This window comes from Aeromicrobium terrae (assembly GCF_008039565.1).
Taxonomy (GTDB): domain Bacteria; phylum Actinomycetota; class Actinomycetes; order Propionibacteriales; family Nocardioidaceae; genus Aeromicrobium; species Aeromicrobium terrae.
The window spans coordinates 155,359-181,253 of record NZ_VDUX01000004.1 but is presented as its reverse complement, the minus strand read 5'-3'; the positions used below and the strand labels follow the sequence as shown (position 1 = coordinate 181,253).

General features: G+C 69.1%; 25 protein-coding genes. 15 read left to right on the top strand and 10 right to left on the bottom strand.

The genetic code is table 11. The annotated features are described in order from the left end of the window. Positions 1-16 precede the first annotated feature (16 nt). Positions 17-247: a 3-hydroxyacyl-CoA dehydrogenase family protein gene (locus FHP06_RS16210; protein ID WP_230973469.1), complete on the top strand. Its 231-nt coding sequence runs from the start codon at positions 17-19 to the stop codon at positions 245-247. Positions 248-572: 325 nt separating this feature from the next. Here FHP06_RS16210 and FHP06_RS09895 read toward each other — a convergent pair whose 3' ends face one another. Genes FHP06_RS09895 through FHP06_RS09875 form a run of 5 tightly spaced genes read right to left on the bottom strand, consistent with a single transcriptional unit; the run spans position 573 to position 4,369 of the window. After that, complete coding sequence (locus tag FHP06_RS09895) at positions 573-920, bottom strand: DUF202 domain-containing protein (RefSeq protein ID WP_147686289.1); 348 nt, start codon at positions 918-920, stop codon at positions 573-575. Continuing rightward, positions 917-1,294 (bottom strand): YidH family protein, encoded by a 378-nt coding sequence (locus FHP06_RS09890; protein ID WP_147686287.1) that lies wholly within the window; start codon positions 1,292-1,294, stop codon positions 917-919. The genes FHP06_RS09895 and FHP06_RS09890 overlap by 4 nt, the downstream gene beginning before the upstream one ends. A 45-nt stretch (positions 1,295-1,339) precedes the next feature. Further along, the gene (locus FHP06_RS09885) at positions 1,340-2,374 is read right to left on the bottom strand and encodes a LysR family transcriptional regulator (RefSeq protein ID WP_187271879.1); all 1,035 of its coding nucleotides are present in this window, start codon (positions 2,372-2,374) and stop codon (positions 1,340-1,342) included. Between the two features lie 31 nt (positions 2,375-2,405). Next, a complete protein-coding gene (locus FHP06_RS09880) occupies positions 2,406-3,530 on the bottom strand; it encodes a CaiB/BaiF CoA transferase family protein (protein ID WP_222706443.1) in 1,125 nt (374 codons plus the stop codon). A gap of 8 nt (positions 3,531-3,538) precedes the next feature. Beyond that, positions 3,539-4,369, bottom strand: a complete 831-nt coding sequence (locus FHP06_RS09875; RefSeq protein ID WP_187271878.1) for an enoyl-CoA hydratase/isomerase family protein — start codon at positions 4,367-4,369, stop codon at positions 3,539-3,541. A 260-nt stretch (positions 4,370-4,629) separates the two neighbouring features. Here FHP06_RS09875 and FHP06_RS09870 point away from each other — a divergent pair, with 260 nt between their 5' ends. From FHP06_RS09870 to FHP06_RS09850, 5 genes are all read left to right on the top strand, one after another. Beyond that, positions 4,630-5,613, top strand: coding sequence for a tripartite tricarboxylate transporter substrate binding protein (locus FHP06_RS09870; RefSeq protein ID WP_147686279.1), 984 nt, complete (start codon positions 4,630-4,632; stop codon positions 5,611-5,613). Next, complete coding sequence (locus tag FHP06_RS09865; protein ID WP_147686277.1) at positions 5,610-6,128, top strand: tripartite tricarboxylate transporter TctB family protein; 519 nt, start codon at positions 5,610-5,612, stop codon at positions 6,126-6,128. Before FHP06_RS09870 ends, FHP06_RS09865 begins: the two co-directional genes overlap by 4 nt. A 9-nt stretch (positions 6,129-6,137) precedes the next feature. Then, positions 6,138-7,676 (top strand): tripartite tricarboxylate transporter permease, encoded by a 1,539-nt coding sequence (locus FHP06_RS09860; protein WP_147686275.1) that lies wholly within the window; start codon positions 6,138-6,140, stop codon positions 7,674-7,676. A 336-nt stretch (positions 7,677-8,012) separates the two neighbouring features. Continuing rightward, positions 8,013-9,587 (top strand): DHA2 family efflux MFS transporter permease subunit, encoded by a 1,575-nt coding sequence (locus tag FHP06_RS09855; RefSeq protein ID WP_147686273.1) that lies wholly within the window; start codon positions 8,013-8,015, stop codon positions 9,585-9,587. Further along, a complete protein-coding gene (locus tag FHP06_RS09850) occupies positions 9,562-10,170 on the top strand; it encodes a TetR/AcrR family transcriptional regulator (protein WP_187271877.1) in 609 nt (202 codons plus the stop codon). The genes FHP06_RS09855 and FHP06_RS09850 overlap by 26 nt, the downstream gene beginning before the upstream one ends. A 541-nt stretch (positions 10,171-10,711) precedes the next feature. Here FHP06_RS09850 and FHP06_RS09845 read toward each other — a convergent pair. Then, entirely contained in the window at positions 10,712-11,374 is a 663-nt protein-coding gene (locus tag FHP06_RS09845) for a TetR family transcriptional regulator (protein ID WP_147686269.1), read from the bottom strand. Between the two features lie 70 nt (positions 11,375-11,444). On the opposite strand from FHP06_RS09845, the gene FHP06_RS09840 reads away from it, so the two are divergent. After that, entirely contained in the window at positions 11,445-12,302 is an 858-nt protein-coding gene (locus tag FHP06_RS09840) for a 3-hydroxybutyryl-CoA dehydrogenase (protein ID WP_147686713.1), read from the top strand. Beyond that, a complete protein-coding gene (locus FHP06_RS09835; protein WP_147686267.1) occupies positions 12,302-13,459 on the top strand; it encodes an acyl-CoA dehydrogenase family protein in 1,158 nt (385 codons plus the stop codon). Before FHP06_RS09840 ends, FHP06_RS09835 begins: the two co-directional genes overlap by 1 nt. Here FHP06_RS09835 and FHP06_RS09830 read toward each other — a convergent pair. Beyond that, positions 13,456-14,073, bottom strand: a complete 618-nt coding sequence (locus tag FHP06_RS09830; RefSeq protein WP_147686265.1) for a TetR/AcrR family transcriptional regulator — start codon at positions 14,071-14,073, stop codon at positions 13,456-13,458. The two genes, FHP06_RS09835 and FHP06_RS09830, sit on opposite strands and share 4 nt — an antisense overlap. Before the next feature lie 163 nt (positions 14,074-14,236). On the opposite strand from FHP06_RS09830, the gene FHP06_RS09825 reads away from it, so the two are divergent. Genes FHP06_RS09825 through FHP06_RS09810 form a run of 4 tightly spaced genes read left to right on the top strand, consistent with a single transcriptional unit; the run spans position 14,237 to position 19,027 of the window. Further along, positions 14,237-15,040: an SDR family NAD(P)-dependent oxidoreductase gene (locus FHP06_RS09825; RefSeq protein WP_147686263.1), complete on the top strand. Its 804-nt coding sequence runs from the start codon at positions 14,237-14,239 to the stop codon at positions 15,038-15,040. A gap of 34 nt (positions 15,041-15,074) precedes the next feature. Beyond that, positions 15,075-16,199: a DUF5938 domain-containing protein gene (locus FHP06_RS09820; protein ID WP_147686261.1), complete on the top strand. Its 1,125-nt coding sequence runs from the start codon at positions 15,075-15,077 to the stop codon at positions 16,197-16,199. A gap of 9 nt (positions 16,200-16,208) precedes the next feature. Next, the gene (locus FHP06_RS09815) at positions 16,209-17,660 is read left to right on the top strand and encodes a class I adenylate-forming enzyme family protein (RefSeq protein WP_147686259.1); all 1,452 of its coding nucleotides are present in this window, start codon (positions 16,209-16,211) and stop codon (positions 17,658-17,660) included. An 11-nt stretch (positions 17,661-17,671) separates the two neighbouring features. Next, positions 17,672-19,027, top strand: a complete 1,356-nt coding sequence (locus FHP06_RS09810; RefSeq protein ID WP_147686258.1) for a PucR family transcriptional regulator — start codon at positions 17,672-17,674, stop codon at positions 19,025-19,027. Here the strand turns inward: FHP06_RS09810 and FHP06_RS09805 are convergent. Together FHP06_RS09805 and FHP06_RS09800 are read right to left on the bottom strand one after the other, a co-directional pair. After that, on the bottom strand, positions 19,005-20,189 hold the full coding sequence (locus FHP06_RS09805) for a lipid-transfer protein (RefSeq protein WP_147686256.1): 1,185 nt from the start codon (positions 20,187-20,189) through the stop codon (positions 19,005-19,007). The two genes, FHP06_RS09810 and FHP06_RS09805, sit on opposite strands and share 23 nt — an antisense overlap. Positions 20,190-20,305: 116 nt before the next feature. Continuing rightward, the gene (locus FHP06_RS09800; RefSeq protein WP_147686254.1) at positions 20,306-21,076 is read right to left on the bottom strand and encodes an SDR family NAD(P)-dependent oxidoreductase; all 771 of its coding nucleotides are present in this window, start codon (positions 21,074-21,076) and stop codon (positions 20,306-20,308) included. A gap of 117 nt (positions 21,077-21,193) precedes the next feature. Here FHP06_RS09800 and FHP06_RS09795 point away from each other — a divergent pair, with 117 nt between their 5' ends. The 3 genes from FHP06_RS09795 to FHP06_RS09785 all read left to right on the top strand — a co-directional run bounded on the left by FHP06_RS09795 (position 21,194) and on the right by FHP06_RS09785 (position 25,361). Then, positions 21,194-21,985 (top strand): alpha/beta fold hydrolase, encoded by a 792-nt coding sequence (locus FHP06_RS09795; protein WP_147686252.1) that lies wholly within the window; start codon positions 21,194-21,196, stop codon positions 21,983-21,985. A gap of 137 nt (positions 21,986-22,122) precedes the next feature. Beyond that, positions 22,123-23,952, top strand: a complete 1,830-nt coding sequence (locus FHP06_RS09790) for a DUF3556 domain-containing protein (RefSeq protein WP_147686250.1) — start codon at positions 22,123-22,125, stop codon at positions 23,950-23,952. After that, the gene (locus FHP06_RS09785) at positions 23,949-25,361 is read left to right on the top strand and encodes a phytoene desaturase family protein (RefSeq protein WP_147686248.1); all 1,413 of its coding nucleotides are present in this window, start codon (positions 23,949-23,951) and stop codon (positions 25,359-25,361) included. Before FHP06_RS09790 ends, FHP06_RS09785 begins: the two co-directional genes overlap by 4 nt. Here the strand turns inward: FHP06_RS09785 and FHP06_RS09780 are convergent. Next, a complete protein-coding gene (locus FHP06_RS09780) occupies positions 25,278-25,745 on the bottom strand; it encodes a hypothetical protein (protein ID WP_187271875.1) in 468 nt (155 codons plus the stop codon). The two genes, FHP06_RS09785 and FHP06_RS09780, sit on opposite strands and share 84 nt — an antisense overlap. Positions 25,746-25,895: the final 150 nt, after the last annotated feature.

The following is a 25,895-nucleotide window of genomic DNA, read 5'->3' as shown; positions in this document are numbered from 1 at the left end:
CGGATGGGCAAGCCCCATGCTGACTCAAGCAGCTTCAGAGTCGTCGCAGGGCCAGGGTGGCGTGCCGTACCTGTTGTCGGCGATCCGGATGCACGAGCCCGGGTACACGTCGGCCACCGAGATCGACCGCGCATGGTCTGAGCTCCGGTCATCCGATGGGACCCTCGCGTTGAGTGACGTGATCGGCCTGGATACGGTCCGCACCATCGGCATCTCGATGTGCGAGGAGTTCGAGAAGCCGTTGTAAGCCCGCCGTCACACCTGCTCGAACGAATGGTCGACTCGGCTTGCTCGACAAGACCGGCCACGGCTTCTACCCCACCAGGAGGCGTGATGACGTAGGAGCTGTCCTACGACTACCGCGCGATCCTTGTGGCCGTGCGAGACCGTGCTCGCCCTAGACTGACCCACGAAGGGGAGCGAAGGGCATCACCGCATTCGTGGTCGAGAAGTCCGACCCAGGCATTTCGCTCGTGTCCTGGAGAGAAGAAGATCGGCATCAAGCGATCGCCCACCGGCGAGGTATACCTCGAGGACGTGCATATCCCTGCCGACCGCAATCTCGGTGGATCTCAATCGAGAATCTGATCAACGAGGAAGACGGCTGCCAGTGCTGCCATGCAGAGGGCGGCGACAGCCCACAGCAGGAGGGGAAAGGCGCTCAGGACGCGTGGTCGTGCGCCGAGGCCCTCGTTCGATAGCACCGTGCGAAGGACGAGGTATCGCCAGTGGCCGACTACCAAGACAATGCCTATGAGCAGGAACACGGTTAGAACGACGAGGTAGCCCGTGACGTCGACTTGCACGAGCAGTGCCCTGGCACCGAGCAGATCCACGACAGCAAATGAGAGGCTGGTGCGCTGCCAAGAGAGCGCAGTCCTCTCAGCCTGCGCACCCTGTTGTCCGAGAGATGTGCTCATGAGACGACCAGACCGGTCGCGATGAGGAGACCCGCGATGCCGACACCGATTCCGATTGGGCCAGCCAGGTGGGGGGCTGGTAGGGGCAGGCCACGGCGCAGTGCCTTCTCGGCAGCCATCCAACCGAACCAGGCCTGCACCGGCGCGAGCATCCCGAGCACGATCAGTACGAGTGCAGCGGTCAGTCGAAGGCCGCTGACGATGGGAACGTCGAAAGCTTCCAGCGCGACGCCGGCGGCGACAAGGGCGAGTGACGTGCGGATCCAGGCAAGGAAGGTGCGTTCATTCGCTAGCGTGAATCGGACATCCGGCTCCGAACCGCTGCCGTAGACGGACCGCGGGAAGCGCTGCCGTGGCGTGGTGTTGGAAGTCATTCAGTCATCCTGTTTCGGTTCGAAGGCGGAGGCCTTCCGCCTGGGCTATGGAAGGGCGTGGCTCTCTGTCGATTCGGTCGCGTCGGACAGGTTCGGCTGGTCGGCGAGTCGGCGGTACGCCAGCTCGAGACGCTCGTCCGCCTCGATCGCGGCATCGAGCAGGCTCAGTCCCTTCTCCATGCGCCCCTGCACCGCGCGGTGCCATCGCTGCAGGTTCTCGATGCTCAGCTCGAGGAAGCGCTGCGCCTGAGGCGTGAGAGGCGAGGTCGGGGTGATGGCATAGATGTCGCGCAACGGCGGAGGCTCGATCGCGAGCAGGGTGGCTCCTCGTCGGCGGGCCGCCATCGCCTGGCGGGTGGGCAGCAGGGCCGCTCCGGCTCCGGTCGCCAGAAGCGGGAGCAGGTCGCCGGCTTCGCTGATGTCCACGACGATCTCCGGCTCGACGTCGTACTCGTCGCGGATCCGGGCGAGGTAGTCGCGACCGAAGCCACGGTCGACCACCATCGGCAGGCCGGCGAGCCGCTCGACGGGAACAGGGTTGGGTAGGTCCAAGCGCCACCCCGGCGGGAGCGCCAGCACGATCTCGCCCTGTCCGATGTGCTGGCAGGCGATCCCTTGCCGCGAGACGGGACTTACGGTGTAGGCGAGCTCGGCGGCACCGGACCGGATCAGGGTGACGATCTCGTCGGTGTCGCCGTCGTGCTGGGTGAGCCGGACCGTGATCTTGGGATGCTTGCGGCGGAAGTCGCCGACCCAGGCGGCGAGGAAGCTCGACGTCAGCGAGGCCGAGATGGCGATGTCGACACGGCCGCCTTCGAGCCCGCGGTAACCGGCGGCGACCTGACGGGCCTGCGCCACGTCGCGCAGGACCTGCCGGGCCGGCCCGACGAGCGCCTCGCCGGCGGGTGCCAGGACGAGGCCGCGCCCGACGCGGCGGAACAGTTCGACCTCCAGGTCGGCCTCGAGGCGCCGGATGATCTGCGACAGCGAGGGTTGAGCGAGGTAGAGGGCTGAGGCGGCCCGGGTGATGCCGCCGTGGTCGACGACGGCCAGGAAGCACTCGAGCTCGCGGACGTTCATGGGGTGATCCAAGGTCCAGGTCCGGGGGACGTCAAGTTCCCAGCTCGTCCGGGGCGTTCGCTCCTGCATGCGGAACGACCATCTCCTCGACCGGATCGACGCCGTCGAGGACGAACGGGAGGGACGGCACCTGGAAGCGTCGGCCTCTCCAGTCGACCCCGGTGGTGAGGATCGACCCGGCCGCGACGTCGGGAGATGAGGCGACGTCGCTGTACCGGCGGACGGCGGCTGCGACGAGCCCGGCCTCGCCGAGCCACCGGAGGCAGTCGTCGGTGGTGCGCGTGCCGAGCACCTCGCTGATCTCGGTGAGGAGCTCTCGCCGGTGCGCCACGCGTGACGGGTTGTCGCGGAAGCGGGGGTCCTCGGTCATCCACGACTTCCCGATCAGCTCGCACAGGCGAGCGAAGTGCGTCGTCGTGTACGCCGACAGCACGATGAGACCGTCGGCCGTCGTCACCAGGTCGGCCGCCGGTGCCGCGGTGGCCTGGCCGTTGCCCTTCCGGCGCGGCTCGGTGCCGGTCATCGCCCACTCGCCCCACATCGCCGACTGCATGTGGATGGCGACGTCGACCAGGGAGACGTGGGCGACCCCTCCTTCGCCCGTCCGCTCGCGTCGCAGGAGCGCCGCGAGCACCGCCTGCACGACCGCGTAGCTCGCACCGACGTCGGCGACGGGGAAGCCGATGCGCTGCGGATCCCCGTCGGGCTCCCCGGTCACCCACATCATGCCGCTCTCGGCCTGGGCCGCGATGTCCAGGCCCGGCCGGTTCTCGGACGGGCTTCCGGGCGTGAATCCGGAGACGGAGACGTAGACCAGGTCGGGTCGGCGGCCCAGGAGCGCATCCGGTCCGAGCCCGAGGCGGTCCATGACGCCCGCGCGCAGGTTCTGCACGACCGCGTCGGCGGCATCGACGAGATCGAGCGCCCGGGCGCGGTCGTCGGCGTCCTTGAGGTCGAGCACGACGGATCGCTTGCCCCGGTTGTACGCGGCGACGATGCCCTCGCCGTACGCACCGATCGTGCGCGCCTGGTCCCCGGCGGGCGGCTCGACCTTGACCACGTCGGCGCCGAGGTCCGACAGGATCTGGGTGGCCGCGGGCGCAGCGATGTAGTGACCGAACTCGACGATGCGCAGCCCTGCCAGCGGTGCGGACATGGATCTCCTCACTCCCCGGTGAACTCGGGCGCTCGGCGCTCGATGAACGCCCGTGCGGCGGCGCGCGCGTCCTTGCTCCGAGCGCTCTCGACCATCCGGGGCACCTCCGCTCGAAGGTAGTCGGTGAGGGTCGACGTCATGGCGTCGGCAACATTCAGTTTGGCGAGTCGCATGGCCAGCGGAGCCTGTCGGGCGAGCTTCGTCGCCAGCTCGTGGACCCGCCCGGGCAGGTCGTCGGTCGCCTCGGTGAGGAGCCCGATCGCAGCGGCCTCGGCTCCGGTCAGCCGTCGGGGGTCGAGGAGGAGGGAGCGAGCCCGAGCCGGGCCGACGGCGCGGGACAGCAGCCAGGCGCTGCCGAGGTCGCCGGAGACCCCGGCGCTCACGAACGCCGTGACCAGCACCGCGTCCGAGCTGGCCACCTGGAGGTCGGTCGCGAGCGCGATCGACAGACCGGCGCCGGCGCAGGCGCCGTCGACGGCGGCGATCGTCGGCTTCGGGAACGTCACGAGTCGCTCGGTCACCGTGCTGGCGACGGCGAGCCGCTCGTGGTCGTCCTCGAGGGAGCGTCCGCGCAGAGTCCTGGTCTCCTGCGCGGACCGTTCGTCCGAGCTCACGCGGGCCAGGTCGGCGCCGACGGAGAAGTCGCCACCCGCGCCCGTGAGCACCAGGACCCGGGCGTTCGCGTCGTCGCGCACCTGCTCCAGCGCGTCGAGCAGGCCGGTCACCAGGTCCCACGAGGCGGCGTTGCGGCGGGTGGGACGGTTCAAGGTGACCGTGGCGATCCCGTCGCTCGTCCGGACGAGGACCGGTGGCGCCGGATCGGGCGCAGAGGAAGCCATCGAGGACCTTTCACGGTGGATGAGCGGCGGCGTCGAGGGGCCGCGGAGACCCATCGTCCGAACTGCGACATCGATGCGTCAAAGAGCAAAACCGACGGCTATGCATTGGTGGAGACAATGAGTCATGTATTGCCGAACGCAATATGTCGGGGTGCGTTCTCGTCTTTGACGCGTTGTGTCGGCCGGTAGTGGACTGAGCGGCACCGCTCGCCCGGTGTCTCGGGGCACCGCCGGGCCGTGTTCCCGACAAGGAGATCAGCATGAACGTCATTCCGACCGCTGGACGTGCGCGGATCGCTCTCGTAGCCGCCCTGACGGCCCTGGCTCTGCTGGCCACGGCGTGTGGCTCGAGCGACTCCGGCTCGTCGTACCCGCGACGCGATGTCCAGGTCATCGTCCCGTACCCGGCCGGCAGCGGCATCGACACCACGACGCGCGCTCTCGTCGACATCATCAACGACGACGGCGACTTCGGCCACCGGCTGCAGGTCGTGAATCGTGAGGGTGGAGCGGGCTCGGTCGGCACCACGGCCATCCTGAACGCGAAGCCGGATGGGTACACGATCGGCGTCGTCCCTGACGGGCCACTGACGTTGGTTCCGCAGACGGAGGACGTCTCCTACGACCCGGACAAGCTCACCGTGCTGAACGAGCTCATCGCCGGCCCGATCATGTTCGTCGTGCCCGGCGGGTCGCCGTTCAAGGACCTCGGTGACCTCGTGGACGCGGCGAAGGCCCATCCGTCCTCGATCACGATCGGCGAGGGTCCGCTCAACTACCGCATCCCGGCCGACCTGCTCGAGCAGAAGGCCGGTGTGAAGCTCAAGCGCGTCAAGTTCGACGGTGACCAGGCGACGACGACCGCGCTCCTGGGCAAGAATGTGGACGTGGGTGTCATGCAGCTGGCGAGCGCCTTGCCGCAGCTGTCGTCCGGAAAGCTCCGCGCGCTCGGCATCACGTCCGCCGACACGGTCGACCTCGTGCCCGACGTCCCGACCTTCAAGAGCCAGGGCATCGACGTCGAGTGGCTGGCGTACAACACGCTGATCGCGCCGGAGGGCCTGAAGGCCGACGTCAAGGACAAGCTCGCCTCGACGTTCGAGAAGGCCTTGAAGAGTGACGCCTTCGCCAAGGCGGCCAAGAAGCTCGGCCTGATCGTCAGCGCCGCCCCGCCGGAGGAGGCCGCGAAGCACCTGAAGGACAAGGCCGCGAACGCCAAGCAGGTTCTCGGGTCCAGCAAGTGAGCAGTGCCGCTCGGCCCGGAGGCGAGACCTCCCGGCGGTCACCGATCTCCGTGGAGTCGGTGACCGCCGGGGCGCTCCTCGTCGTCGGTGTCGCGTACGGCGTCGGAGCGCTCAACGAGGGCTTCGGGTCGGTGCACGACACGGGTGCGGGCTTCTTCCCGTTCCTGGTCGCGGTGATCCTGGTGCCCGCCGCCGCCTTCGTCCTGGTCCAGGAGCTCCGGGGCACCGCGACGTCGGCGCCTGCGGACGAGGACGAGGAGGACTTCCAGGGAGAGGTCCACTGGCCTCGCATCGGCGGCGTCCTCGTCGCCTCGGCGGTGGTCCCGGCGGTCGGCGACGACGTCGGTCTGGTCACCACGTTGTCGGTGGCGATGATCGTCATCGCGAAGATCATGGGCCTGAAGGGCTGGTGGGCGCCCGTCGCCCTCGGCGTCGCGTTCGGCGTGGCGACGTGGCTCATCTTCGTGCAGTGGCTCTACGTCCCCCTCCCGGCCGGCCGCCTCGGTCTAGCCTGAGGACGACCCGTGATCAACGACCTCGCCGGCGGCTTCGCCGCCTTCGCCGACCCCACATACCTGCTGCTCGCCCTCGCGGGCGTCGTCCTCGGCACCTTGGTGGGCGTCCTGCCGGGCATCGGCCCGATCGGGGCGATGTCCGTGCTGCTCGGCATCACGACCCAGGTGGGTCCGACCGGGTCGCTGATCCTCTTCGCCGGCATCTACTTCGGCTCGACGTACGGCGGCTCCACCACGTCCATCCTGCTGAACGTGCCGGGCGAGGCGTCGTCGGTCGTGACCGCGATCGACGGCAACCAGATGACGCGCCGGGGCCGGGCCGGCCCAGCCCTGACCATCGCGGCGATCTCGTCCTTCGTCGCCGGGACGATCTCGATCGTCGGGCTCATGCTCTTCGCCCCGACGCTCAGCTCGGTCGCGGTCAAGCTGGGGCCGCCCGAGTACATGGCGCTGTGCCTCGCCGGCCTCGTCCTGCTCGCCGCGCTGTCGAACGGCTCGGCCGCCAAGTCCGTCGTGATGATCTGTGCGGGACTGGCGGTGGGCACCGTCGGCATCGACCCGGCCGACGGAGACCTGCGGTTCACGCTCGGGACCACGACGCTCGCCGAGGGGTTCAGCTTCATCGCCCTGGTGATGGGGGTCTTCGGGATCGCCGAGGCCCTGACGATGGCGGGGCGACGCTGGTCTCCGGAACGCGTCAGCGCGCCCCGTCTGCGCGAGCTGCTGCCGAACCGGGAGGAGACACGTCAGGCGGCGCCCGCGGCCCTGCGCGGATCCCTCATCGGGTTCGGGCTTGGTCTCGTGCCCGGACCGGCCGCCGTGCTGTCGACGTTCGCCTCCTACGTCACCGAGAAGAAGCTGTCCCGGCACCCGGAGAAGTTCGGGCGCGGAGCGGTGGAGGGGGTCGCGGGCCCCGAGGCCGCGAACAACGCCGCGGCCGGGGCGGCGTTCATCCCGCTGATGGTGCTCGGCATCCCGTTCGCCCCGACGATGGCGCTGGTGCTGGCGGCCCTGCTGCTCAACGGCATCGTGCCGGGGCCCACCTTCGTCGACGACCAGCCGGAGATGTTCTGGACCGTCATCGCCGCCATGTATATCGGCAACCTGATGCTGCTGGTGCTGAACCTGCCGCTCGTGGGCCTTTTCACCCGTCTGCTCGCGGTGCCGCCTCAAGCCATGATGCCGTTCATCATCGGTCTTTGCGTCGTCGGCGTGTACGCCGACGGGAACTCGATGTTCGACGTCGTAGTGATGCTCGTCGCCGGTCTACTCGGCTTCCTGCTGCGACGATCCGGCTTCAGCATGGCCGCGTTCGTACTGGCGGTTGTTCTGCAGCCAACGCTGGAAACGTCTCTGCGCCAGACCGTGGCGTACTCGGACGGAAATGCGACGTACTTACTCGGTCGACCTGTCGCAATGGTCATCGTGGCGGCCGCGGTGTTAACGCTGGTCGCCAGTGCGGCGCGTGCGCTGCGCAATCGTCGGCGGCCCAATGTCATATCTGCTGACCAATCATCGCAGCCGACCTCTCAGCCGCCACGCCAGTAGTTCAACGGCTTGGGATTGCCGCGGCACGACTCGATGATCTCCCAAAGAATCAACCTTCAGATGCCCACCAGGAGGGCTGGTCGTCTCGGAATAGACCAGTCGACGAGGTCAATCTTCTATGACCCGGGCGCAAAAGCCGCTAGGCGCAAGCAATCGTGCGACCAGACGGCGGCCTGTCTCGTCGTCATAGACGCAACAGCCGAAGCGACTTGACGACGAGGGCCGCCAGCGACGAAGCCGAACGCGAGCTAGTGACCATAGCCCCAGCCATCCTGAAAGGGCTTCGTAGGAGCGTCACCGTCTTGACAGACGGGGTCGGAGACCCATAATGGGGGAATGACCCAAAAGGTAGAAAGTCCCGAAACGGTCGGGCGCTGGTGGGCGCTGGCTGCTCTGGCGTTCTCAATGCTCACCGTCGGGCTCGACATGACGGTCCTCAACGTCGCGCTTCCGACGCTCGCAAGCGAACTGGATGCATCCACCAGCGAGATGCAGTGGTTCGGTGCCTCCTTCACCCTGGTGCTGGGAGCATTGATCATCCCGATGGGAGGGCTTGGGGACCGACTTGGACGCAAGCGGCTCCTGCTTGGCGGACTCGTCCTGTTTGGCATCGCATCGGCCGCCTGCGCGTTCGCCGAGTCGGCCGGCGACTTGATCGTGGCGCGCGCTGTCCAGGGGATCGGTGGGGCAGCCATGATTCCGTTGTCGCTAGCTATGTTGCCTGTGCTGTTCGCTGATCGCGATGAACGGATGCGCGCCATGAACATCTGGGTGACTTGCAGCGCCGTCGGGCTCCCGCTGGGCCCTATCGTCGGAGGCTGGTTGTTGGCCCACTTCGCCTGGGGTTGGGTGTTCCTGATCAACGCCCCAATGGTTGCGGTCGGCGTCCTCGCCCTGGCGATCTTTCTTCCCGAGACGAGGAGCGAGAAGTCTCAGCCGGTCGATTTGCCTGGCATCGTGCTGTCGTCTGCTGCGCTGGTCTCTGCGACGTTCGGGCTGATCAGGGCCGGCGACGAGGGCTGGTCGGATGTGACGGCCCTGTGCACGATCGCGACGGGCGTGGTCGTGCTTGTGGGCTTCGTCTTGTGGGAGCGCCGTTCGATCCATCCCGTCGTCGATCTGTCGCTGTTCCGAAGCCGAGAATTCATGGTGGGCACGACGCTGTCGACAGTTGCGAACTTCGCATTGTTCGGTTTGTTGTTTGTGATGCCGCAATACTTCCAGGACATCGGTGGTTCGGATCCCCTTGAGACTGGCATACGACTACTGCCCATGATCGGCGGCATGATGGTCGCCACCCGAGTTGGACCGCGGCTAGTCAAGAGCGTCGGTCCCCGACTCCTCGTCATCGGTGGCCTCTGCGTGTCGGCGCTCGCCTTTGGCCAGGCAGCAACGACCGATATCGGCACCAGCTTTGCCTTCACGGCAAGCTGGATCACGCTGCTGGGTGTCGGCATTGGTCTAGTCATGCCCGCCTCCATGTCGATCGCCATGGGCGCTCTGTCTGTTGACCGGGCCGGCGCTGGCGCCGGTCTTCTGCAAGCGCTCCGACAGATCGGCGGGACGGTCGGAGTTGCCATTCTCGGCACGGTCCTGAGCACGGCTTACCACTCGAAGCTCGATGACGGCACCGTGCCGGCAGCAGCCGAGGGCGCGGTGCGCCCCGGCATTGGCGTGGCGGTCAACTTCGCGTACGGGATCGGCGACAACGCCTTGGTGACGACCGTTAAGGGAGCGTTCGTGCACGGCATGGCGTCCGTATTCCTGGCGTCAGTAGCGATTACAGTGCTGGGCGTCATGCTTGCTGTCTTTGGTCTTCCTCGTCGCGTTTCACGTGCCCCTGGCCCCATCCCGACTGCTTCGACTCCCAATTCGAATGCAGAGGATGGTGAGGTTCGCGTTGACAGGTAGACCGCCGCTCGGTTTGCGCGAGCGAAAGAAGATCAAGTTGCGTCGCAGCGTGCGGGCCGAAGCCCTGCGACTGTTCGCAGCGCAGGGCTACGACGAGACGACGGTCGAGCAAATCGCCGACGCGGCGGACATCTCGACCACGACCTTCTACCGCTACTTTCCGACGAAGGAGGACACGGTTCTCGACGACGAGTACGACTCGCTTGTCGAGCAATGTCTAGGGAGCGAAACTTCGGCGTCCCTGTTCGCGATGGTGATGGCGGCGGTCACGGCGGTAGCCGCCGCTGTCGAAGCAGAACGGGAGACCGCTCTGGCGCGACTCAGGCTCTTCGCCACGGTCCCGGCCTTGAAGGCACGACAAGGTGCGGAAGGCAGCGGAACCAGGGACCTCTACGCTCGACTACTTTCCGAACATTCCGGTCGCCCCGTCGACGACTTCGCACTCCGCATCACCGCCGCTGCGTTGACAGCAGCCATGCTCGAGGCTACCAATCGATGGTCTGACGGTAGCGGTCGAGAGTCTCTGGTGACCCTGATGAATGAAGCCGTGACTGTTCTAGAACCCTTGATCGTCGCACTGTGAGAGAACTTCAGGGCGCGATATAGCTCGTGGGCGGGCGCCTGGATAGTTCGTCGATTCCGGGAGCGACGTCTGATCAATGCTTCTGCTTCGGGTCGAGGGAGGTCGCAGTTGGATGCGTGTGGCTGAGTGGCCGTCAGCACGACCGATGAGGACGTACCGTTGAGGGATCTGCTGTGCGCGGGCACCGCGAGCCTGGGCTGCGCCAGGCCCAAGACAGTGGGTCCGTGGTGGCGACAGTCTGCTGCTGGCGAAGTTCCCACACCGCGGCAACGAGTGGGACGTGCTGAGTACGCCGACATGCTTTGACGGACCCGTCCCGCGGACGCAGCAATTGTGACCCGGTGATCGGGCAGTTCGTGGGCACATTTTGGGCACACCTCGGTGTGAACTGGTGGGATCCGGACAGATAGCTGTGATCCGAACTCATTGGGATTGCAGCATCTTCTGGCTTCTGCGCACGTCGCGAATGGCCGATCTTCGAGTTCAAATCCCACCGCCATCGAGAACCCCCGTCTCCAGCCGGATCGGGGGTTCTCCCATGTCACAGGGTGCGCAGCGCCTTGGTGACCGCTGCGCTGACCGCCTCGGTGTCCGCGTCCGTGCGGAGCACGACCACCGCGGTCTGCTCGGCCGGTGACCGGTCGCGGTCGAGGACGATGGTCATCGCGTGGGCGAAGTCGTCCTCGGGGGTCTTGGTCTCGCCGCGCAGCCAGCGGCGGAGCACGTGGTTGTGTGCGGTGACGACGGCCGCGGCGAGGAGCTCGGCCCGGAGCGCGCCGTCGGGTGAGTCGGCCATCCACGCCGACAGGGCCCGGGCAAACGTCTTCTCGTACTGCCGGATCCCGGCGATCTCCCGCGCCCTGAGCGCAGGCACCGACGAGATGAGCCGGTAGCGGATCCGGGCCTGGTCGCCCTCGCCGACGTAGTAGCGGAGGACGAGGCGGGCGGCTTCGACCACGGCGAGGTCGCGGGTGTCGGGGTCGCTGGCCTCGAGTCGGGCCTGGATGCCGGCGAGCAGCTTCTCGTGCTCGGGGAAGATGACGGCTTCCTTGGATCCGAAGTGGCGGAAGAACGTGGTGCGGCCGACGCCGGCGTGGTTCGCGATGTCGTCGACGGTCGTGTCGTCGAAGCCCTGGGCGTCGAACAGCTCGAAGGCGGAGGTCACGAGACGGTCGCGCGCGGTACTGGGCGGGAGGTCCGGCATCCTTCGACGTTACTTGGTGGTACGGAGTATTGCTAGTACGGTACTCAGTATCAACAGGGAGGGTCAGATGATCGAGCGGATCGGAGTGATCGGTGGCGGGCTGATGGGGTCCGGCATCGTCGAGGTCGCCGCACGGGCGGGGCTGGACGTCGTGGGCGTCGAGGTCTCGGCCGATGCGGCCAAGGCGGCGGAGGCGCGGGTCGAGGCGTCACTGCGCCGGGCGGAGAGTCGCGGCAAGATCGCGGCCGACGAGGTCGCGGCGGTCTTGGACCGGATCCGCTTCGTCGACGACCTGGAGGCCCTGGCCGACCGTCGCCTGGTGGTCGAGGCGGCCACGGAGGACGAGTGCACCAAGCTCGACCTGTTCCGCCGGGTCGGACAGATCCTCACCGACGACGACGCGATCCTCGCGTCCAACACGTCGTCCATCCCGATCGTGAAGCTCGGCGCCGTCTCCGGCCGCGCCGACCACGTCATGGGCGTCCACTTCTTCAACCCCGCCCCGGTGATGAAGCTCGTCGAGCTCATCCCGTCGCTCACCACCGCGTCAGCCACGATGGACCGGATGCGGTCGTTCGTCACCGACGAGCTCGGCAAGGAGCCCATCGAGGCCACCGACCGCGCCGGATTCGTGGTCAACAGCCTGCTCGTGCCGTACCTGCTCTCGGCGATCCGGATGTACGAGGCCGGCTACGCGTCGGCGGCCGACATCGACCGCGGCATGGTCCTCGGCTGCGGGCACCCGATGGGCCCGCTCGCCCTGAGCGACCTGATCGGCCTGGACACCGTCCGCGCCATCGGCATCTCGATGTACGAGGAGTTCAAGGAGCCGCTGTACTCGCCGCCGCCGATCCTCGACCGCATGGTCGAGGCCGGACTGCTCGGCAAGAAGGCCGGCCACGGGTTCTACCCCTACCAGGAGAAGTGATGACGTACGAGCTGTCCGAGGACCACCGCGCGATCCGCGAGGCCGTCCGGTCCGTCTGTGAGAACAAGATCGCACCGTACGCCGCCGACGTCGACGAGCACGCGCGCTACCCGCAGGAGGCGCACGACGCGCTGGTGGCGTCGGACTTCCACGCCGCCCACGTCCCTGAGGAGTACGGGGGAGCGGGTGCGGATGCGCTCGCGAGCGCGATCATCGTGGAGGAGATCGCGCGGGTCGACGTCTCGGCCTCGCTGATCCCCGCGGTCAACAAGCTCGGGTCGCTGCCGGTGCAGCTCGCCGGCTCCGAGGAGCTCAAGCAGAAGTACCTCGGCGCCCTGGCGCGCGGCGAGGGCAGCTTCTCCTACTGCCTGACCGAGCCCGACGCCGGCTCCGACGCGGCGAACCAGCAGACCACCGCCGTCCGCGACGGCGAGGAGTGGGTCATCAACGGCACCAAGCGCTGGATCTCCAACGCCGGCGTCTCGGAGTTCTACACCGTGCTCGCCCAGACCGACCCGTCCAAGGGCAGCAGGGGCATCACCGCGTTCGTCGTCGAGAAGTCCGACGCGGGCATCTCGTTCGGCGCCCCGGAGAAGAAGCTCGGCATCAAGGGCTCGCCCACCTGCGAGGTCTACCTCGAAGATGTGCGGATCCCCGCACAACGCATCATCGGCGAGGTCGGCGAGGGCTTCTCGATCGCCATGCGCACGCTCGACCACAGCCGCATCGCGATCGCCGCGCAGGCCGTCGGCGTCGCCCAGGGCGCCCTCGACTACGCGCTCGGCTACGCCCAGGAGCGCACCCAGTTCGGCAAGCCGATCGCCGACTTCCAGGGCCTGCAGTTCATGCTCGCCGACATGGGCATGAAGATCGAGGCCGCCCGCCAGCTCGTCTACGCCGCGGCCGGCCGGTCCGAGCGCGGCGAGCCGGACCTGACGTTCTTCGGCGCGGCCGCGAAGTGCTTCGCGTCCGACACCGCCATGCAGGTCACGGTCGACGCGGTGCAGGTCCTGGGCGGCTACGGCTACAGCCGCGACTACCCCGTCGAGCGCATGCTCCGCGACGCCAAGATCACCCAGATCTACGAGGGCACCAACCAGGTGCAGCGCATCGTCATGGCCCGCCAGCTGCTGGCCGGGGTGCAGTCGACCCTCTAGGGGACGATGAGTCGCAGGATGCGGCCGCAGTTCGCGGCCACCGCGTCGAGCGCGCTCAGATCCCCGGTGAGGAAGGCGCCGAGCGCCTGCTCGAACATCCCGTCGTACATCGCGTAGGCCAGCGGCGAGTCGACCACGGGGTCGCGGCCGCGCAGCTCGGCGTAGCGGGTGACGATCGTCCAGATCATGCGCTCGAGCAGGCCGTCGATCTCCTGGATGACGGGGGTCAGCTCGGCCTGGAACATGCTCTGGTTGCGCAGGTCGTACCAGAGCCGGTGCATCGAGGCCTCGTCGCGCAGCGTGTCGGCCATGGCTGCGCAGAACCGCTCGTCGAGCTCGTCCGCGGTCTGTGAGGTGGCCACGATGTCGTCGTACTGCGTGGCGCACTCGCTCTTGTACTGCCGGACGCAGTGCTGGATGAGGTCGTTCTTGTCCTGGAAGTAGTAGTGCAGGACGCCGTGCGAGAACTCCGACCGCTGGGCGATGTCGCGCAGCCCGGTGTTGGCGTACCCGCGCTCGGCCAGGGTCTCCAGGGCAGAGGTCGCCAGCTCCTCGCGGCGTCGGCTGAACTTGTCGACGCCGGCGTTCGCGACGCGCTCGCTGTACGTGACCACTGCAGGACCTTTCGTCCGTCGTGCCCAAATTCTAGGCGCGTTCTGAGCGCTGGCACGAATGAACCCATCCTACTGGACACTTGTCAAGAATTCTCTTGCCAAGTGTCCAAAGTTCTGTTCTGCTGTGGGTCAGGTCACAACCACCGAGCAAGGGGAGAACGACATGGCAACGTGCGATCTGAGCGGCCGGAAGGTCCTCATCACCGGAGCGGCCCGCGGTCTGGGCCTGAAGATGGCCGAGACGGTCGCCACGCAGGGAGCCGCTGTCGTGCTGGCCGACGTCGACGCCGAGGCGGGCGCCGCGAGCGCCGAGGCCCTGGCCGACCAGGGGCACAAGGCCGCCTTCGTGCAGCTCGACGTCACCGACGACGCGTCCTGGGAAGCCGCGATGCCCGAGGTGCTCGCCGCGCTCGGCGGCCTCGACGTCCTGGTGAACAACGCCGGCATCGAGATCACCGACCTCCTCGTCGACCTCGACCCCGAGCACGCGCGCCGCATCCTCGACGTCAACGTCCTCGGCACGATGCTCGGCATCAAGCACGCCTTCCGCGCCATGCGCCCCGAGGGGCCGGCGGGCGGCGGCGGCGCGATCGTCAACATCGCGTCGGTCGCGGCCACCATCGCGTTCCCGGGCATCGGCGCCTACTCCGCCTCCAAGTCGGCGGTCGACCGCGTGTCCCGCGTCGCCGCCGCCGAGTCCGGTCGCCTGGGCTACGGCGTCCGGGTCAACACGGTGTGCCCGGGTCTTGTGCCCAACGCCATGGGGGCCCAGCTCGCCAACGACACCGCGGAGCTCGGGCTGTTCGGCTCGCCAGACGAGGCCGTCGGTGCCGTCATCGGCCTGACCCCGTCGGGCCGCCTGGCCACCGAGCAGGACATCGCCGACGCCGTCGCGTTCCTGGCCTCCGACGACTCCGCCTTCGTGAACGGCGTGGCGCTGTCCGTCGACGGCGCCATGGGCATGTGACCCGACACCCGAACTTCCGAGCAAAGGACTGAACATGAGTGACAAGCCCGTCGTCGTCTACGGCGCGTCCGGATACACCGGCCGACTGATCTGCGAGTACCTCCGTGAGTACAACGTGCCGTTCGTGGCCGCCGGCCGCGACGAGGACAAGCTCACCTCCTCGATGGGCGCGAACGTGCCCGGCATCGAGACCGCCGACTACGAGGTCGTCCAGGTCGAGCACGAGGTCGACGCCCTCACCAAGTTGTTCACCGGAGCCTCGGTGGTGCTGAACACCGTCGGTCCGTTCAGCCGGTTCGGCCCCGAGGTCGTCGAGGCCTGCCTCTCGGCCGGGGTCAACTACACCGACACCACCGGTGAGCAGGACTGGGTCATGAAGTGCGCCGACACGTACGGCGAGGACTTCGCGGGTGCGGGCCTGCTGCTGTCGCCCGGCCTGGCGCAGATGTACACGACCGGCGAGATCGCCGCCGAGCTCGCCCTCGAGCAGCCCGGCCTCGACACCCTCGACATCGCGGTCTTCTGGGGCGGCAGCCCGACGATCGCGTCGACACAGACGATCCTCTTCAACGCCGCGCTGTCCGACGCGCACTACCTCGAGCAGAATCAGTACGTGCCGTTCGACCCCGAGGCCGGGCACTACCACCTGAACATTCCCGGTCAGCACGAGGTCGCGCTCGCGCTGCCGTGGGGCGGCACCTCGCACCCGGTCTGGTACAAGAACGATCCCCGCGTGGCCAACGTCCGGGCGCTCGGCGGCGTCTTCAACCGCGGGCTGATGCTCGCCGTGCCGCAGATCGTCGCCGGAGCCATCCAGGCGACCGAGGGCATGGGCGTGGAGGAGAAGTACGCCGCGCTCGCCGCCACGGCGTCGCAGGTGATGAGCGAGATGCCGCCGCGCGAGAACCCGCGCGTCAACAAGTCGATGGACTCCGCGCACGCCTCCGGTCCGCTGGGCCGCGCGCACTGCGTGATCCACGGCAAGGAGAACTACAAGCAGACCGGGCTGCTGCAGGCCTACGCCGCCTACGCGCTGCTCCAGCAGCCGCCGAAGAAGGTCGGCTTCGCCTCGGGCTGCCAGGCGTTCGGGCACCGCGAGCTGCTGGGTCAGCTGCGAAGCTTCGGCCTGGTCTCCGAGCCGGTCCTGACGGTCGGCTGATCACCGGTCATGCACTTCGCCTCGCTCCCAGACGACCGCGCGCGCTCCGTACCTGACGCACCGGCGATCGGCGACGACCGCACGGACCTGACGAACAGGGAGCTCGCCGCCCGCGTCACCGCGGCGGCGGGCACCCTGGCCGACCACGGCGTCGGCCGGGGCGACGTCGTGGCCGTGCAGCTGGACAACCGGGTCGAGCTCGTCGTGGTGCTGTTCGCCGCGTGGCGTCTCGGGGCGACGGTGAACCCGCTCAACCCGGTCCTCACCGGGGCCGAGGCCACGCACCAGGTGCTCGACGCCGGTTCTGTCCTGCTCGTCACCGCCGACGGCACCGGTCCGGTCGCCGACGTCACCACGATCGGGGTCGACGACCTGACGTCGTCGTCGGCGCCGGAGCTCGCCGACCCTTCGGCCGACGACCTGGCGCTGCTGATCTACACGAGCGGCACCACCGGCCGGCCCAAGGGCGTGATGCTGACGCACGCGAACCTCGACGCCATGACCGCGTCGTTCATCGAGTGGCTCGAGGTCACCGAGGCGGACCACAGCATGTTGGTGCTCCCGTTGTTCCACGCGAACGGCATCGTGCTCGGCACGCTCACGCCACTCCGCGCCGGCGGGCAGGTCTCGATCACGGGCAAGTTCTCCCGCGACCGGTTCTTCGCCGACGTCGAGCGGCTGCGGCCGACGTACTTCTCGGCGGTGCCGGCGATCTACGCGATCCTCAGTGCGCTGCCGGAGGACGTCCACCCAGACACGTCGTCCCTGCGGTTCGTGGTGTGCGGTGCGGCCCCGATGCCGGCCGAGCTCATCAGCCGCTTCGAGCAGCGGTTCGACGTCGTGCTGGTGGAGGGCTACGGGCTCTCGGAGACCACGTGCGCGTCGACGATCAACCCGCTCCACGGCCTCCGCAAGCCCGGCACCGTCGGGCTGCCGCTGCCCGGGCAGCAGGTCGCGGTCGTCGACTCGGACGGCCGGCAGCTGCCGGCCGGTGAAGTCGGCGAGGTCGCGATCGCCGGGCCCACGGTGATGGTCGGGTACCTCGGCAAGCCGGAGGAGACGGCGGAGTCGATCGTCGACGGCTGGCTCCGCACCGGCGACGTCGGGCGGTTCGACGAGGACGGCTACCTCGTGCTGGTCGACCGGGTGAAGGACATGATCATCCGCGGCGGAGAGAACATCTACCCCAAGGAGATCGAGTCGGTGCTGTACCAGCACCCCGACGTCCTGGAGGCCGCCGTCGTGGGCATGCCGCACGACGTGCTCGGGGAGGTGCCGGTCGCCTTCGTCGCCCGGCGCCCCGACGCCACCGCGGACGCCGACGACCTGCTCGAGCTCTGCCGGGAACGGCTGAGCGACTACAAGCTCCCGGTCTCCGTCACCCTCGTCGACGAGCTCCCCAAGAACCCCGTCGGCAAGATCGACAAGCCCACGCTCCGCACGACCGTCACGTCCGCCTGAGAGGAACGACCATGGGACTCCCGGCCTCTGATCTGCCTTCGCACGAGCTCGACGACTGGGACGACGACAAGCGTCCGAGGATGGCGGTGGTCCCCGAGGTGGTGGACGACGCGGAGACCGGGGTCGAGGAGATCATCCGGGAGGTCCTGACCCGTCGTCGCGAGTTCGTCGACGCGCTGGTCACCTTCACCGGCGACGAGATCGCCGACCTGGTGGCGGACGCCAGCACCCGCGACCTGCTGGTCTCCAGCATCAGCGAGAACACGCTGCTGCTGATCCAGACGCTCTACGAGGGCAAGGACCCGACGACGGTCGAGGCTCCACCGGGCGCGGTGCAGTACGCGCGCCGGCTGGCGCAGAACGACGTCTCGGTGGCGTCGCTGATGCGGGCGTACCGGTTCGGGCAGGCACGGTTCACCGCGATGTGCCTCGAGGTGGCCGACGGCATGGGGGTGCGGTACGAGGTCTCGGTGATCAGCAACATCGTCACCCGCGTCGCGCTGTTCATCGACCGCATCTGCGACATCGTCGCCCGCGAGTACGAGCAGGAGCGCGAGCGCTGGGTCCGCAGCCGCAGCGGCGTGCGCCAGCACTGGGTGAACGAGGTGCTGACCGGGCAGGTCACCGACGTCTCGCAGATCGAGGGCGTCCTCGGCTATCCGTTGCAGGGCACCCATCTCGCCGTTGAGCTGTGGGCCCCGGGCGCGGAGTCCCGGGCCGACAGCCTCCAGACGTTCGACAAGGTGGCGGCGCACGTCACCCGGACGCTCGGTCCGCACACCCCGCACCTGCTCGTCACGACGGGTGAGCACGAGGGCCGTGCGTGGTTCGCGACCCGCGCCGCGCACCGGTTGTCGACGGAGGACCTCGCGCGGTGGCTGCGCGAGCAGGACCTCAACGTCCGGATCGCGATCGGCGACCCGCACGCCGGTCTCGAGGGGTTCCGGCGCAGCATCCGGCAGGCGTCCCGGGCCAAGCAGCTCGCGTCGTCACACCCGACGCGCACCGCCGTGGCGTTCGCCGACGTCGCCGCGGTCGCGCTCATGCGCGACGACGACGTCGAGCTCGAGGACTTCGTCCGACGTGTCCTGGGCGGGCTGGCCGAGCCGTGCGAGCGCAACGAGGGACTGCGGGAGACGCTGCTCGTCTTCCTCGAGCTCGGTGGCGACCACGCCCAGGCGGCCGAGCGGCTGCACGTGCACCGCAACACGATCCGCTACCGCGTCGAGCAGGCGCTCCAGTCGATCGACCCGGACGCCCCGCGACTCGCGAACAGCCGCGACGCCATGCTGGCGCTCAGCATCCTCGACTGGCGCCGCGACCTCTGCGGTGGCGGCGACGCGGTCACACCTTCTCGTAGAGAGTGACGACGCACGCGCTGCCCAGCCCCAGGTTGTGCTGCAGCGCGAGACGCGCGCCGTGCACCTGGCGGTCGTCGGCCTGGCCGCGGAGCTGCCACACGAGCTCGGCGCACTGGGCCAGTCCGGTGGCACCGAGCGGGTGTCCCTTCGACAGCAGGCCGCCGGACGGGTTCGTGACGACCCGGCCGCCGTACGTGTTCTCCCCCTCGAGGATGAACTTCTCGGCCGTGCCGTCCGGGGTGAGACGCAGCGACTCGTAGGCGAGGACCTCGTTGGCGGTGAAGCAGTCGTGCAGCTCCACGACGGGGATGTCGAGCGGGTCGACGCCGGACTCCTCGTAGACGGCGTCCGCCGCACGGCGGGCGATGCCGGCGCCCACCAGGGCCCGCGGGTCGCCGTCGAAGGTGTCCGGCTGGTCCGACGTCATGGCCTGCGCCTTGATGCGGACCGACGTGTCGAGCCCGTGCCGCCGGGCGAACTCCTCGCTGCAGAGGACGGCCGCCGCCGCCCCGCAGGTCGGCGGGCAGCACTGAAGACGGGTCAGGGGACCGTGGATCGTGGGGGACTCGAGCACGTCGTGGACGGAGACCGGGTCGGTGAAGACCGCGTAGGGGTTCGCAGCGGCGTGCCGGCGCGACTTCACCGAGATCAGGGCCAGCGTCGCGGGGTCCATGCCGAACTCGTCGATGTACGCCCGGCCGGCATTGCCGAAGAACTGCGCCGCGGTGGGGACGCCGTCGGCCTCGCCCTGGTGGTCGGCGCGCGCCTCGTTGAAGAGCCGCAGCGCGTCCGGCCGGTCGGTGAAGACGGACGCCAGGGCTCCGGGGGTCATCTGCTCGAAGCCGAGGGCCAGCACGCAGTCGGCCGCACCGGAGGCGACGGCCTGGCGGGCCAGCCACAAGGCGGACGAGCCGGTCGCGCAGTTGTTGTTGACGTTGACGATCGGCATGCCCGCCGGCCCGAGCCGGTACAGCGCCGCCTGGCCGGAGACCGAGTCGCCGTAGACGTAGCCGACGAAGGCCTGCTGCACGTCGGCCAGGCCGATGCCGGCGTCGCCCAGGGCGCGACGGGCCGCCTCGGCCCCCATGACGTCGTACGGGTCGCTGCGTCCGGGCTTGGAGAACGGGATCATCCCCACGCCCACGACGTGCACGGCTGCGGCGTTCATCGCGTCACCTTCATCTGCTCACCTTCGCGCCTCGTCGGCGCGGACGGAACGGCCGGCGACGAAGTTCGTGACCGGGCACAACCGGCGCCGGCCCCTTGGTCATCGGGCACGAACGGTCACAGCAGCGAGGTGTTGAGTCCGCCGTCCAGCACGATCCCGGAGCCGCTGCAGAACGAGGCGGCGTCCGACGCGAGGAACAGCACGGCGTCGGCCACCTCCTGGACCGTGCCGTACCGGCCCTGCTTCATGGCGATGAGCTGGTCGAAGCCGCCGGCGTCGAGGCCGAGCGCCTGCTCGAACGAGGAGACCTGGTTCGTGACGAGCGCGGTGTCGACGAAGCCGGGAAGCACCGCATTGACCCGCACACCCTGGTCGCGGAGCTCGGCGGCCGCCGTCTTGGTGAGGTTGACGACACCGGCCTTCGCGGCGGCGTAGTGGGCGATCAGGGGCGAGCCGGCGTTGGCGGTGACCGAGGCGATCGTGACGACGGAGCCGCCGCCGCTCTCGATGATCGCCGGCGCCGCGTAGCGCAGGGCCAGGAAGACGCCGTCCAGGTTCACCGACGTGACCGACCGCCACGTGGCCAGATCCATCCCGAGGATCGGCGTGACCGTGGCGACGCCGGCGTTCGGCACCATGACGTGGAGGGCGCCGTGGGTGGACACCGTCTGGTCGACGAGGGACTTCACCTGCGCCTCGTCGGTGACGTCGCAGGCGATGGCGGTGGCCCGCGGGATCTGCTCGGCGGCGGCCTTGGCAGCGGCCTCGTCGATGTCGGAGACGACGACGGACGCCCCGGCGTCCGCGAGGGTCCGGGCGATGGTGAGACCGATGCCGTGGGCGGCGCCGGTGACGACGGCGATCTGGTCGGTGAGTGAGTGGCTCATGGGTGGAACGTAGGTCGTGCCGGGCCGGTTGGTCGTGGGCCGGCAGGACGAAGTCGGCGCCGATCTTTGTGCTCTCAGCCAGATCCCTGGACGCGCCCGTCTTCGTAGCGTGGCCGGGTGCATCATCTTCGCGAAGGCCACGGCAGCCCGCTCGTCCTCATCCACGGCGTCGGTCATCACGGACAGGCCTGGCGCCCGGTGATGGACCTCCTCCACGACGAGCACGACGTCCTCGCCTGCGACTCGCCCGGGTTCGGCCGGTCGGACCCGCTGCCCGCCGGGGTGACCCCGTCGGTGTGGGCCTACGCCGACGCGTTCGAGGCGTTCTTCGACGAGCAGGGCCTCGACCGCCCGCACGTCGCGGGCAACTCGATGGGTGGTGCGATCGCACTCGAGCTGGCCGAGCGCGGCGCGGTCCGCTCGGCGACGGCGATCTCGCCCGCGGGGTTCTGGACCGCGGCCGAGCGCCGGTACGCCCAGCTCTCGCTGGCGGCGCTCGCGCGGATGCCGCAGCCGCTCCAGCCCGCCGTGCTCAAGGCAGCTCGGACCGGACCGGGCCGCGCGGCGCTGCTGGCGCAGCTGGTGAAGCGCCCGTCGCAGATGCCGTTCGACGAGGTGGTCGCCACGCTGACCGACGCATTCGCGGCGCCCGCGTTCGTGGCCGCCCTGAAGGCGTTCGACGACTACCTGTTCGAGCCAGGCGACCTGGACCAGGGCGCCGTCACCGTGGCGTGGGGCGACGCCGATCGGCTGCTGCTCCACGGTCGCCAGTCGGCTCGCGCTCGCGAGGTCCTGGAGGCCGCGCGGCACGTCACGCTCGACGGCGGACACGTCCCCTTCCACGACTGCCCGGAGCAGGTCGCGGACGCGATCCGCACGACCGTCGCCGCGGCTGCGCACCGGTCGTAGCGGGCCGGCCGGCTCCGGCCCCGCCGAACGAACGCCGACCGAATCCTTGTCCGCTGAGGACAGTGATCCCACTCACAGGGCTCCCTACGTTCAGAGCGTGACCCCGACCATCCTCGCCACCGCTGGAGCGTGACCCCATGCCCTTCCTGACCCCGATCGCACCGGACATCGCGCCGGAGGACTTCGTCCGCCGGCCGTTCCTGGAGCGCATCCGCATCACGTCGACGTTCTGGGCCGAGAACGGCTTCGGCACCCCCCGGATGATCCACATGATCTACCTGCTGAAGCTCGTCGTCCTGTACTCCCTCGGCGGCTTGCTCGTCATCTCGGCCACCTCCGACGTCGGGGGTCTGGGCAGCTTCACCAGCTGGTGGGACGAGCCGATCGTGTACCAGAAGGTCGTGCTGTGGACCCTGCTGATCGAGGCCATGGCGCTCGGCGGCACGTGGGGTCCGCTGTGCGGCCGGTTCAAGCCGATGACCGGCGGCGTCCGCTACTGGCTGCGGCCGGGCACCATCCGGATGGCGCCGTGGGGCGACAAGGTCCCCGGCACCGGCGGCGACACCCGCACCCTGCTCGACGTGGCGCTCTACGCCGCGCTGCTCGGCTCTCTCGTGCTGGCGCTCGTGCTCCCGGGCGTGGCGAACTCCGACCTCACCGCGATGGAGCCCGACTCCACCGGCGGCCTCGTCCGCGACTGGGCGATGATCCTCCCCGTCGTGCTGCTGATCCTCAACGGACTCCGCGACAAGGTGGTCTTCCTGAGCGCCCGGAGCGAGCAGTACATGCCGGCGCTGATCTTCTCCGCGACCCTCGGCTACGTCGACATGATCATCGCGTTCAAGCTGCTGATCGTCATCATCTGGATGGGCGCGGGCTTCTCCAAGTTCGGCCACCACTTCACCAACGTGGTGCCGCCGATGATCTCCAACGCCCCGTTCAACCCGTCGAAGAAGCTCCGCAAGGCGCACTACCGCGACTTCCCGAACGACCTGCGCCCGTCCGGTCTGGCCTGGTTCATGGCGCACATCGGCGGCACCTCGATCGAGCTGATCGTCCCGCTCGTGCTGCTGTTCACCACCACGCCGGAGATCGCTCTCGTGGCCGCCCTGATCATGGTGGTGTTCCACGCGTTCATCATCTCGACGTTCCCGCTCGCGGTGCCGCTGGAGTGGAACGTGGCCTACGGCCTGATCGCGATGATCCTCTTCGTGGGGCTGGGCAACGACGACGGCTACTACATCGGCGACTTCTCGAACGGCTGGCTGCTCGCCCTCATCGTCGCCGCGCTGCTGTTCTTCCCCGTGCTCGGCAACCTGCGTCCCGACCTCGTGTCGTTCCTGCCGTCGATGCGGCAGTACGCCGGCAACTGGGCGTCGGCGACGTGGGCGTTCGCACCCGGTGCCGAGGAGCGGCTGAACGAGCTCGACACCCCCGCGCGGCTCCAGGTGGAGCAACTGCAGGAGGCCATGAAGCTCGACCGGGACGCGGCCGACATGACCATGCAGCTGACCCTCGGCTGGCGGTCGCTGCACAGCCAGGGTCCCGGCCTGTTCTCGGTGCTGATGCACACGCTCGGCGACGACATCAACCGGTACACGATCCGCGAGGCCGAGTTCGCGGCCAACGTGATCCTCGGCTGGAACTTCGGTGACGGCCACATCCACGACGAGCGCCTGATCGCCGCGATCCAGCGCCGGCTGCACTTCAAGCCGGGCGAGTTCGTGGTCGCCTACGTGGAGTCCCGGCCGGTGAACAAGCCGACCCAGGAGTACCGCGTCATCGACGCCGCGCTCGGCATCGTGGAGCGAGGCACCTGGCAGGTCACCGACGCGATCGCCCAGCAGCCGTGGCTGCCCAACGGTCCGATCGACCTCCAGGTCGAGTGGCGGCACTCGAACTACGTGCCCGGCACGTTCCGGATCGACGCCGCTCCGGCCGAGCAGACGCCGGCGTCGTCTGCATGACGAGCGCGGTGATCGTCGGCAGCGGGCCCAACGGGCTCGCTGCCGCCGTCACCCTCGCGGCCGAGGGGGTCGACGTCACCGTCCTGGAGTCGGCGGACACCCCCGGCGGCGGGGTCCGCTCCGGTGAGGCGACGCTGCCGGGACTCGTCCACGACGAGTGCTCCGGGTTCCACCCGTTCGCGGTGGAGTCCGTCTTCTCCCGGCGGTTCGACCTGGCCGAGGCCGGTCTGCGGTGGGCCTGGCCCGACGTCCAGTACGCCCACCCGCTCGACGGCGGACGTGGCGCGGCCGCGGTGAGGTCGGTCGAGGAGACCGCCGCGTCGCTCGGTGCCGACGCCCGCTCCTACCGCCGGATGTACGGCCCGCTCACCGAGCGGTTCGACCGGATCGCCGACGAGTTCCTCCAGCCGTTGGCGCACGTCCCGAGCCACCCGATCGCGCTCGCCCGCTTCGGGCTCTACGCGCCGCTGCCCGCCGGGCTCCTCGCCCGGCGGTTCCGCACCGAGGAGGCCCGTGCCCTCTGGGGCGGCGTGGCGGCCCACAACTTCCGGCCAATGTCCGGGCTGCTCTCCTCGGCCATCGGCGCCGCGCTGGCCACCGCCGCGCACCGCTTCGGCTGGCCGGTCGCCGTCGGCGGGTCGGCGGCGATCGCCGACGCGATGATCACCCTGCTGGAGAAGTCCGGCGGCCGGGTCGAGACCGGCATCCACGTCTCGTCGATCGACGAGCTGCCCCGCGCCGACATCGTCATGCTCGACACGTCGCCACGGTCGGCGGCCCGGATCCTCGGGGACCGGCTGGGGCGCCGGACGTCGAAGGCCTACCGGAGGTTCCAGCACGGCACGGCGGCATTCCAGGTCGCCCTCGCGGTCGAGGACGGCATCCCCTGGAGCTATGAGCCCGCCCGACGGGCCGGTACCGTCCACCTCAGCGGCACGTTCGCCGAGACGGCCGCCGCCGAGCGCGCCACGGCTGGCGGCGAGATGCCCGACCGGCCCTTCGTCCTGCTCGGCCAGCAGTACCTCGCGGACCCGTCCCGCTCGCAGGGCTCCCTGCACCCGGTGGATGCCTATGCGCACGTGCCTTCCGGGTACACCGGTGACGCCACGGAGCTCGTCCTCCGGCAGATCGAGCGGTTCGCCCCGGGCGTGCGCGACCACGTCCGCGCCATGAGGGTCCGCACGACGGCACAGATCGCGCGGGACAACCCGAACTACGTCGGGGGCGACATCATCACCGGGGAGAAGACGCCGGTCCAGACCCTGGTCGGTCCACGGCTGGCGTTGAACCCCTACGGCACCGGAGTGCCGGGCGTGTTCCTGTGCTCAGCGGCCGCGCCGCCGGGGCCCGGGGCGCACGGCCTCGTCGGCCACCACGCGGCTCGGACCGCTCTCCGCCGGCTCCGCTGACCCGCCGCGACGTGCCTGGATCCAGGACGTGCACGCCCCCACGGAGATGGCGGTGGCGAACGTGAACAGGATCTGCGGCAGGTTGCGGGCGCCCTCGAACGGGAGCAGCAGAGGCAGCACGAGGACGTAGGACGCGACCGCGGCGAACGCACCGTGCAGCACCGGCACGGACGCCAGGCCCACGTGACGGGCCGAGATCATGAACGCGGAGATCGCGACGGCGGTGAGCCAGGTGCCGGCGAGGGGCGGCGAGAACGCCGCGATGATCGGGGACATGAGGCCGCCGATGATGAGGATGCTGAAGCCGGTCGACGCCCCGCGCACGGCCACCGGGACGTCGATGCGAGGACGCGGCCGCGGCGCCGGGACGCGGGATTCCTTCATCCCGTCACGCTAGTGACCCGGCCGTTCCAGGGCGTAGGTCCTAACCGACAAAGAGGGCTGCAAAGTTTGTCTGCTCGGACAGTGCGCCGCGTCACAGTCGCCTGAAGAGTGGCGGGAGTTCGGAACCTCAACTCCCAGGCGGTCCACATG

Coding starts and splice junctions, on each gene's coding strand:
- FHP06_RS09880 (WP_222706443.1), bottom strand. CDS start 3,530: ATGTCCGCACCGCTGGCAGGGCTGCGCATCGTCGAGTTCGGTCACTAC.
- FHP06_RS09825 (WP_147686263.1), top strand. CDS start 14,237: ATGGCAACGTGCGATCTGAGCGGCCGGAAGGTCCTCATCACCGGAGCG.
- FHP06_RS16210 (WP_230973469.1), top strand. CDS start 17: ATGCTGACTCAAGCAGCTTCAGAGTCGTCGCAGGGCCAGGGTGGCGTG.
- FHP06_RS09805 (WP_147686256.1), bottom strand. CDS start 20,189: ATGAACGCCGCAGCCGTGCACGTCGTGGGCGTGGGGATGATCCCGTTC.
- FHP06_RS09780 (WP_187271875.1), bottom strand. CDS start 25,745: ATGAAGGAATCCCGCGTCCCGGCGCCGCGGCCGCGTCCTCGCATCGAC.
- FHP06_RS09800 (WP_147686254.1), bottom strand. CDS start 21,076: ATGAGCCACTCACTCACCGACCAGATCGCCGTCGTCACCGGCGCCGCC.
- FHP06_RS09815 (WP_147686259.1), top strand. CDS start 16,209: ATGCACTTCGCCTCGCTCCCAGACGACCGCGCGCGCTCCGTACCTGAC.
- FHP06_RS09845 (WP_147686269.1), bottom strand. CDS start 11,374: ATGCCGGACCTCCCGCCCAGTACCGCGCGCGACCGTCTCGTGACCTCC.
- FHP06_RS09890 (WP_147686287.1), bottom strand. CDS start 1,294: ATGACTTCCAACACCACGCCACGGCAGCGCTTCCCGCGGTCCGTCTAC.
- FHP06_RS09875 (WP_187271878.1), bottom strand. CDS start 4,369: ATGGCTTCCTCTGCGCCCGATCCGGCGCCACCGGTCCTCGTCCGGACG.
- FHP06_RS09895 (WP_147686289.1), bottom strand. CDS start 920: ATGAGCACATCTCTCGGACAACAGGGTGCGCAGGCTGAGAGGACTGCG.
- FHP06_RS09790 (WP_147686250.1), top strand. CDS start 22,123: ATGCCCTTCCTGACCCCGATCGCACCGGACATCGCGCCGGAGGACTTC.
- FHP06_RS09820 (WP_147686261.1), top strand. CDS start 15,075: ATGAGTGACAAGCCCGTCGTCGTCTACGGCGCGTCCGGATACACCGGC.
- FHP06_RS09785 (WP_147686248.1), top strand. CDS start 23,949: ATGACGAGCGCGGTGATCGTCGGCAGCGGGCCCAACGGGCTCGCTGCC.
- FHP06_RS09885 (WP_187271879.1), bottom strand. CDS start 2,374: ATGAACGTCCGCGAGCTCGAGTGCTTCCTGGCCGTCGTCGACCACGGC.
- FHP06_RS09855 (WP_147686273.1), top strand. CDS start 8,013: ATGACCCAAAAGGTAGAAAGTCCCGAAACGGTCGGGCGCTGGTGGGCG.
- FHP06_RS09835 (WP_147686267.1), top strand. CDS start 12,302: ATGACGTACGAGCTGTCCGAGGACCACCGCGCGATCCGCGAGGCCGTC.
- FHP06_RS09870 (WP_147686279.1), top strand. CDS start 4,630: ATGAACGTCATTCCGACCGCTGGACGTGCGCGGATCGCTCTCGTAGCC.
- FHP06_RS09810 (WP_147686258.1), top strand. CDS start 17,672: ATGGGACTCCCGGCCTCTGATCTGCCTTCGCACGAGCTCGACGACTGG.
- FHP06_RS09850 (WP_187271877.1), top strand. CDS start 9,562: ATGGTGAGGTTCGCGTTGACAGGTAGACCGCCGCTCGGTTTGCGCGAG.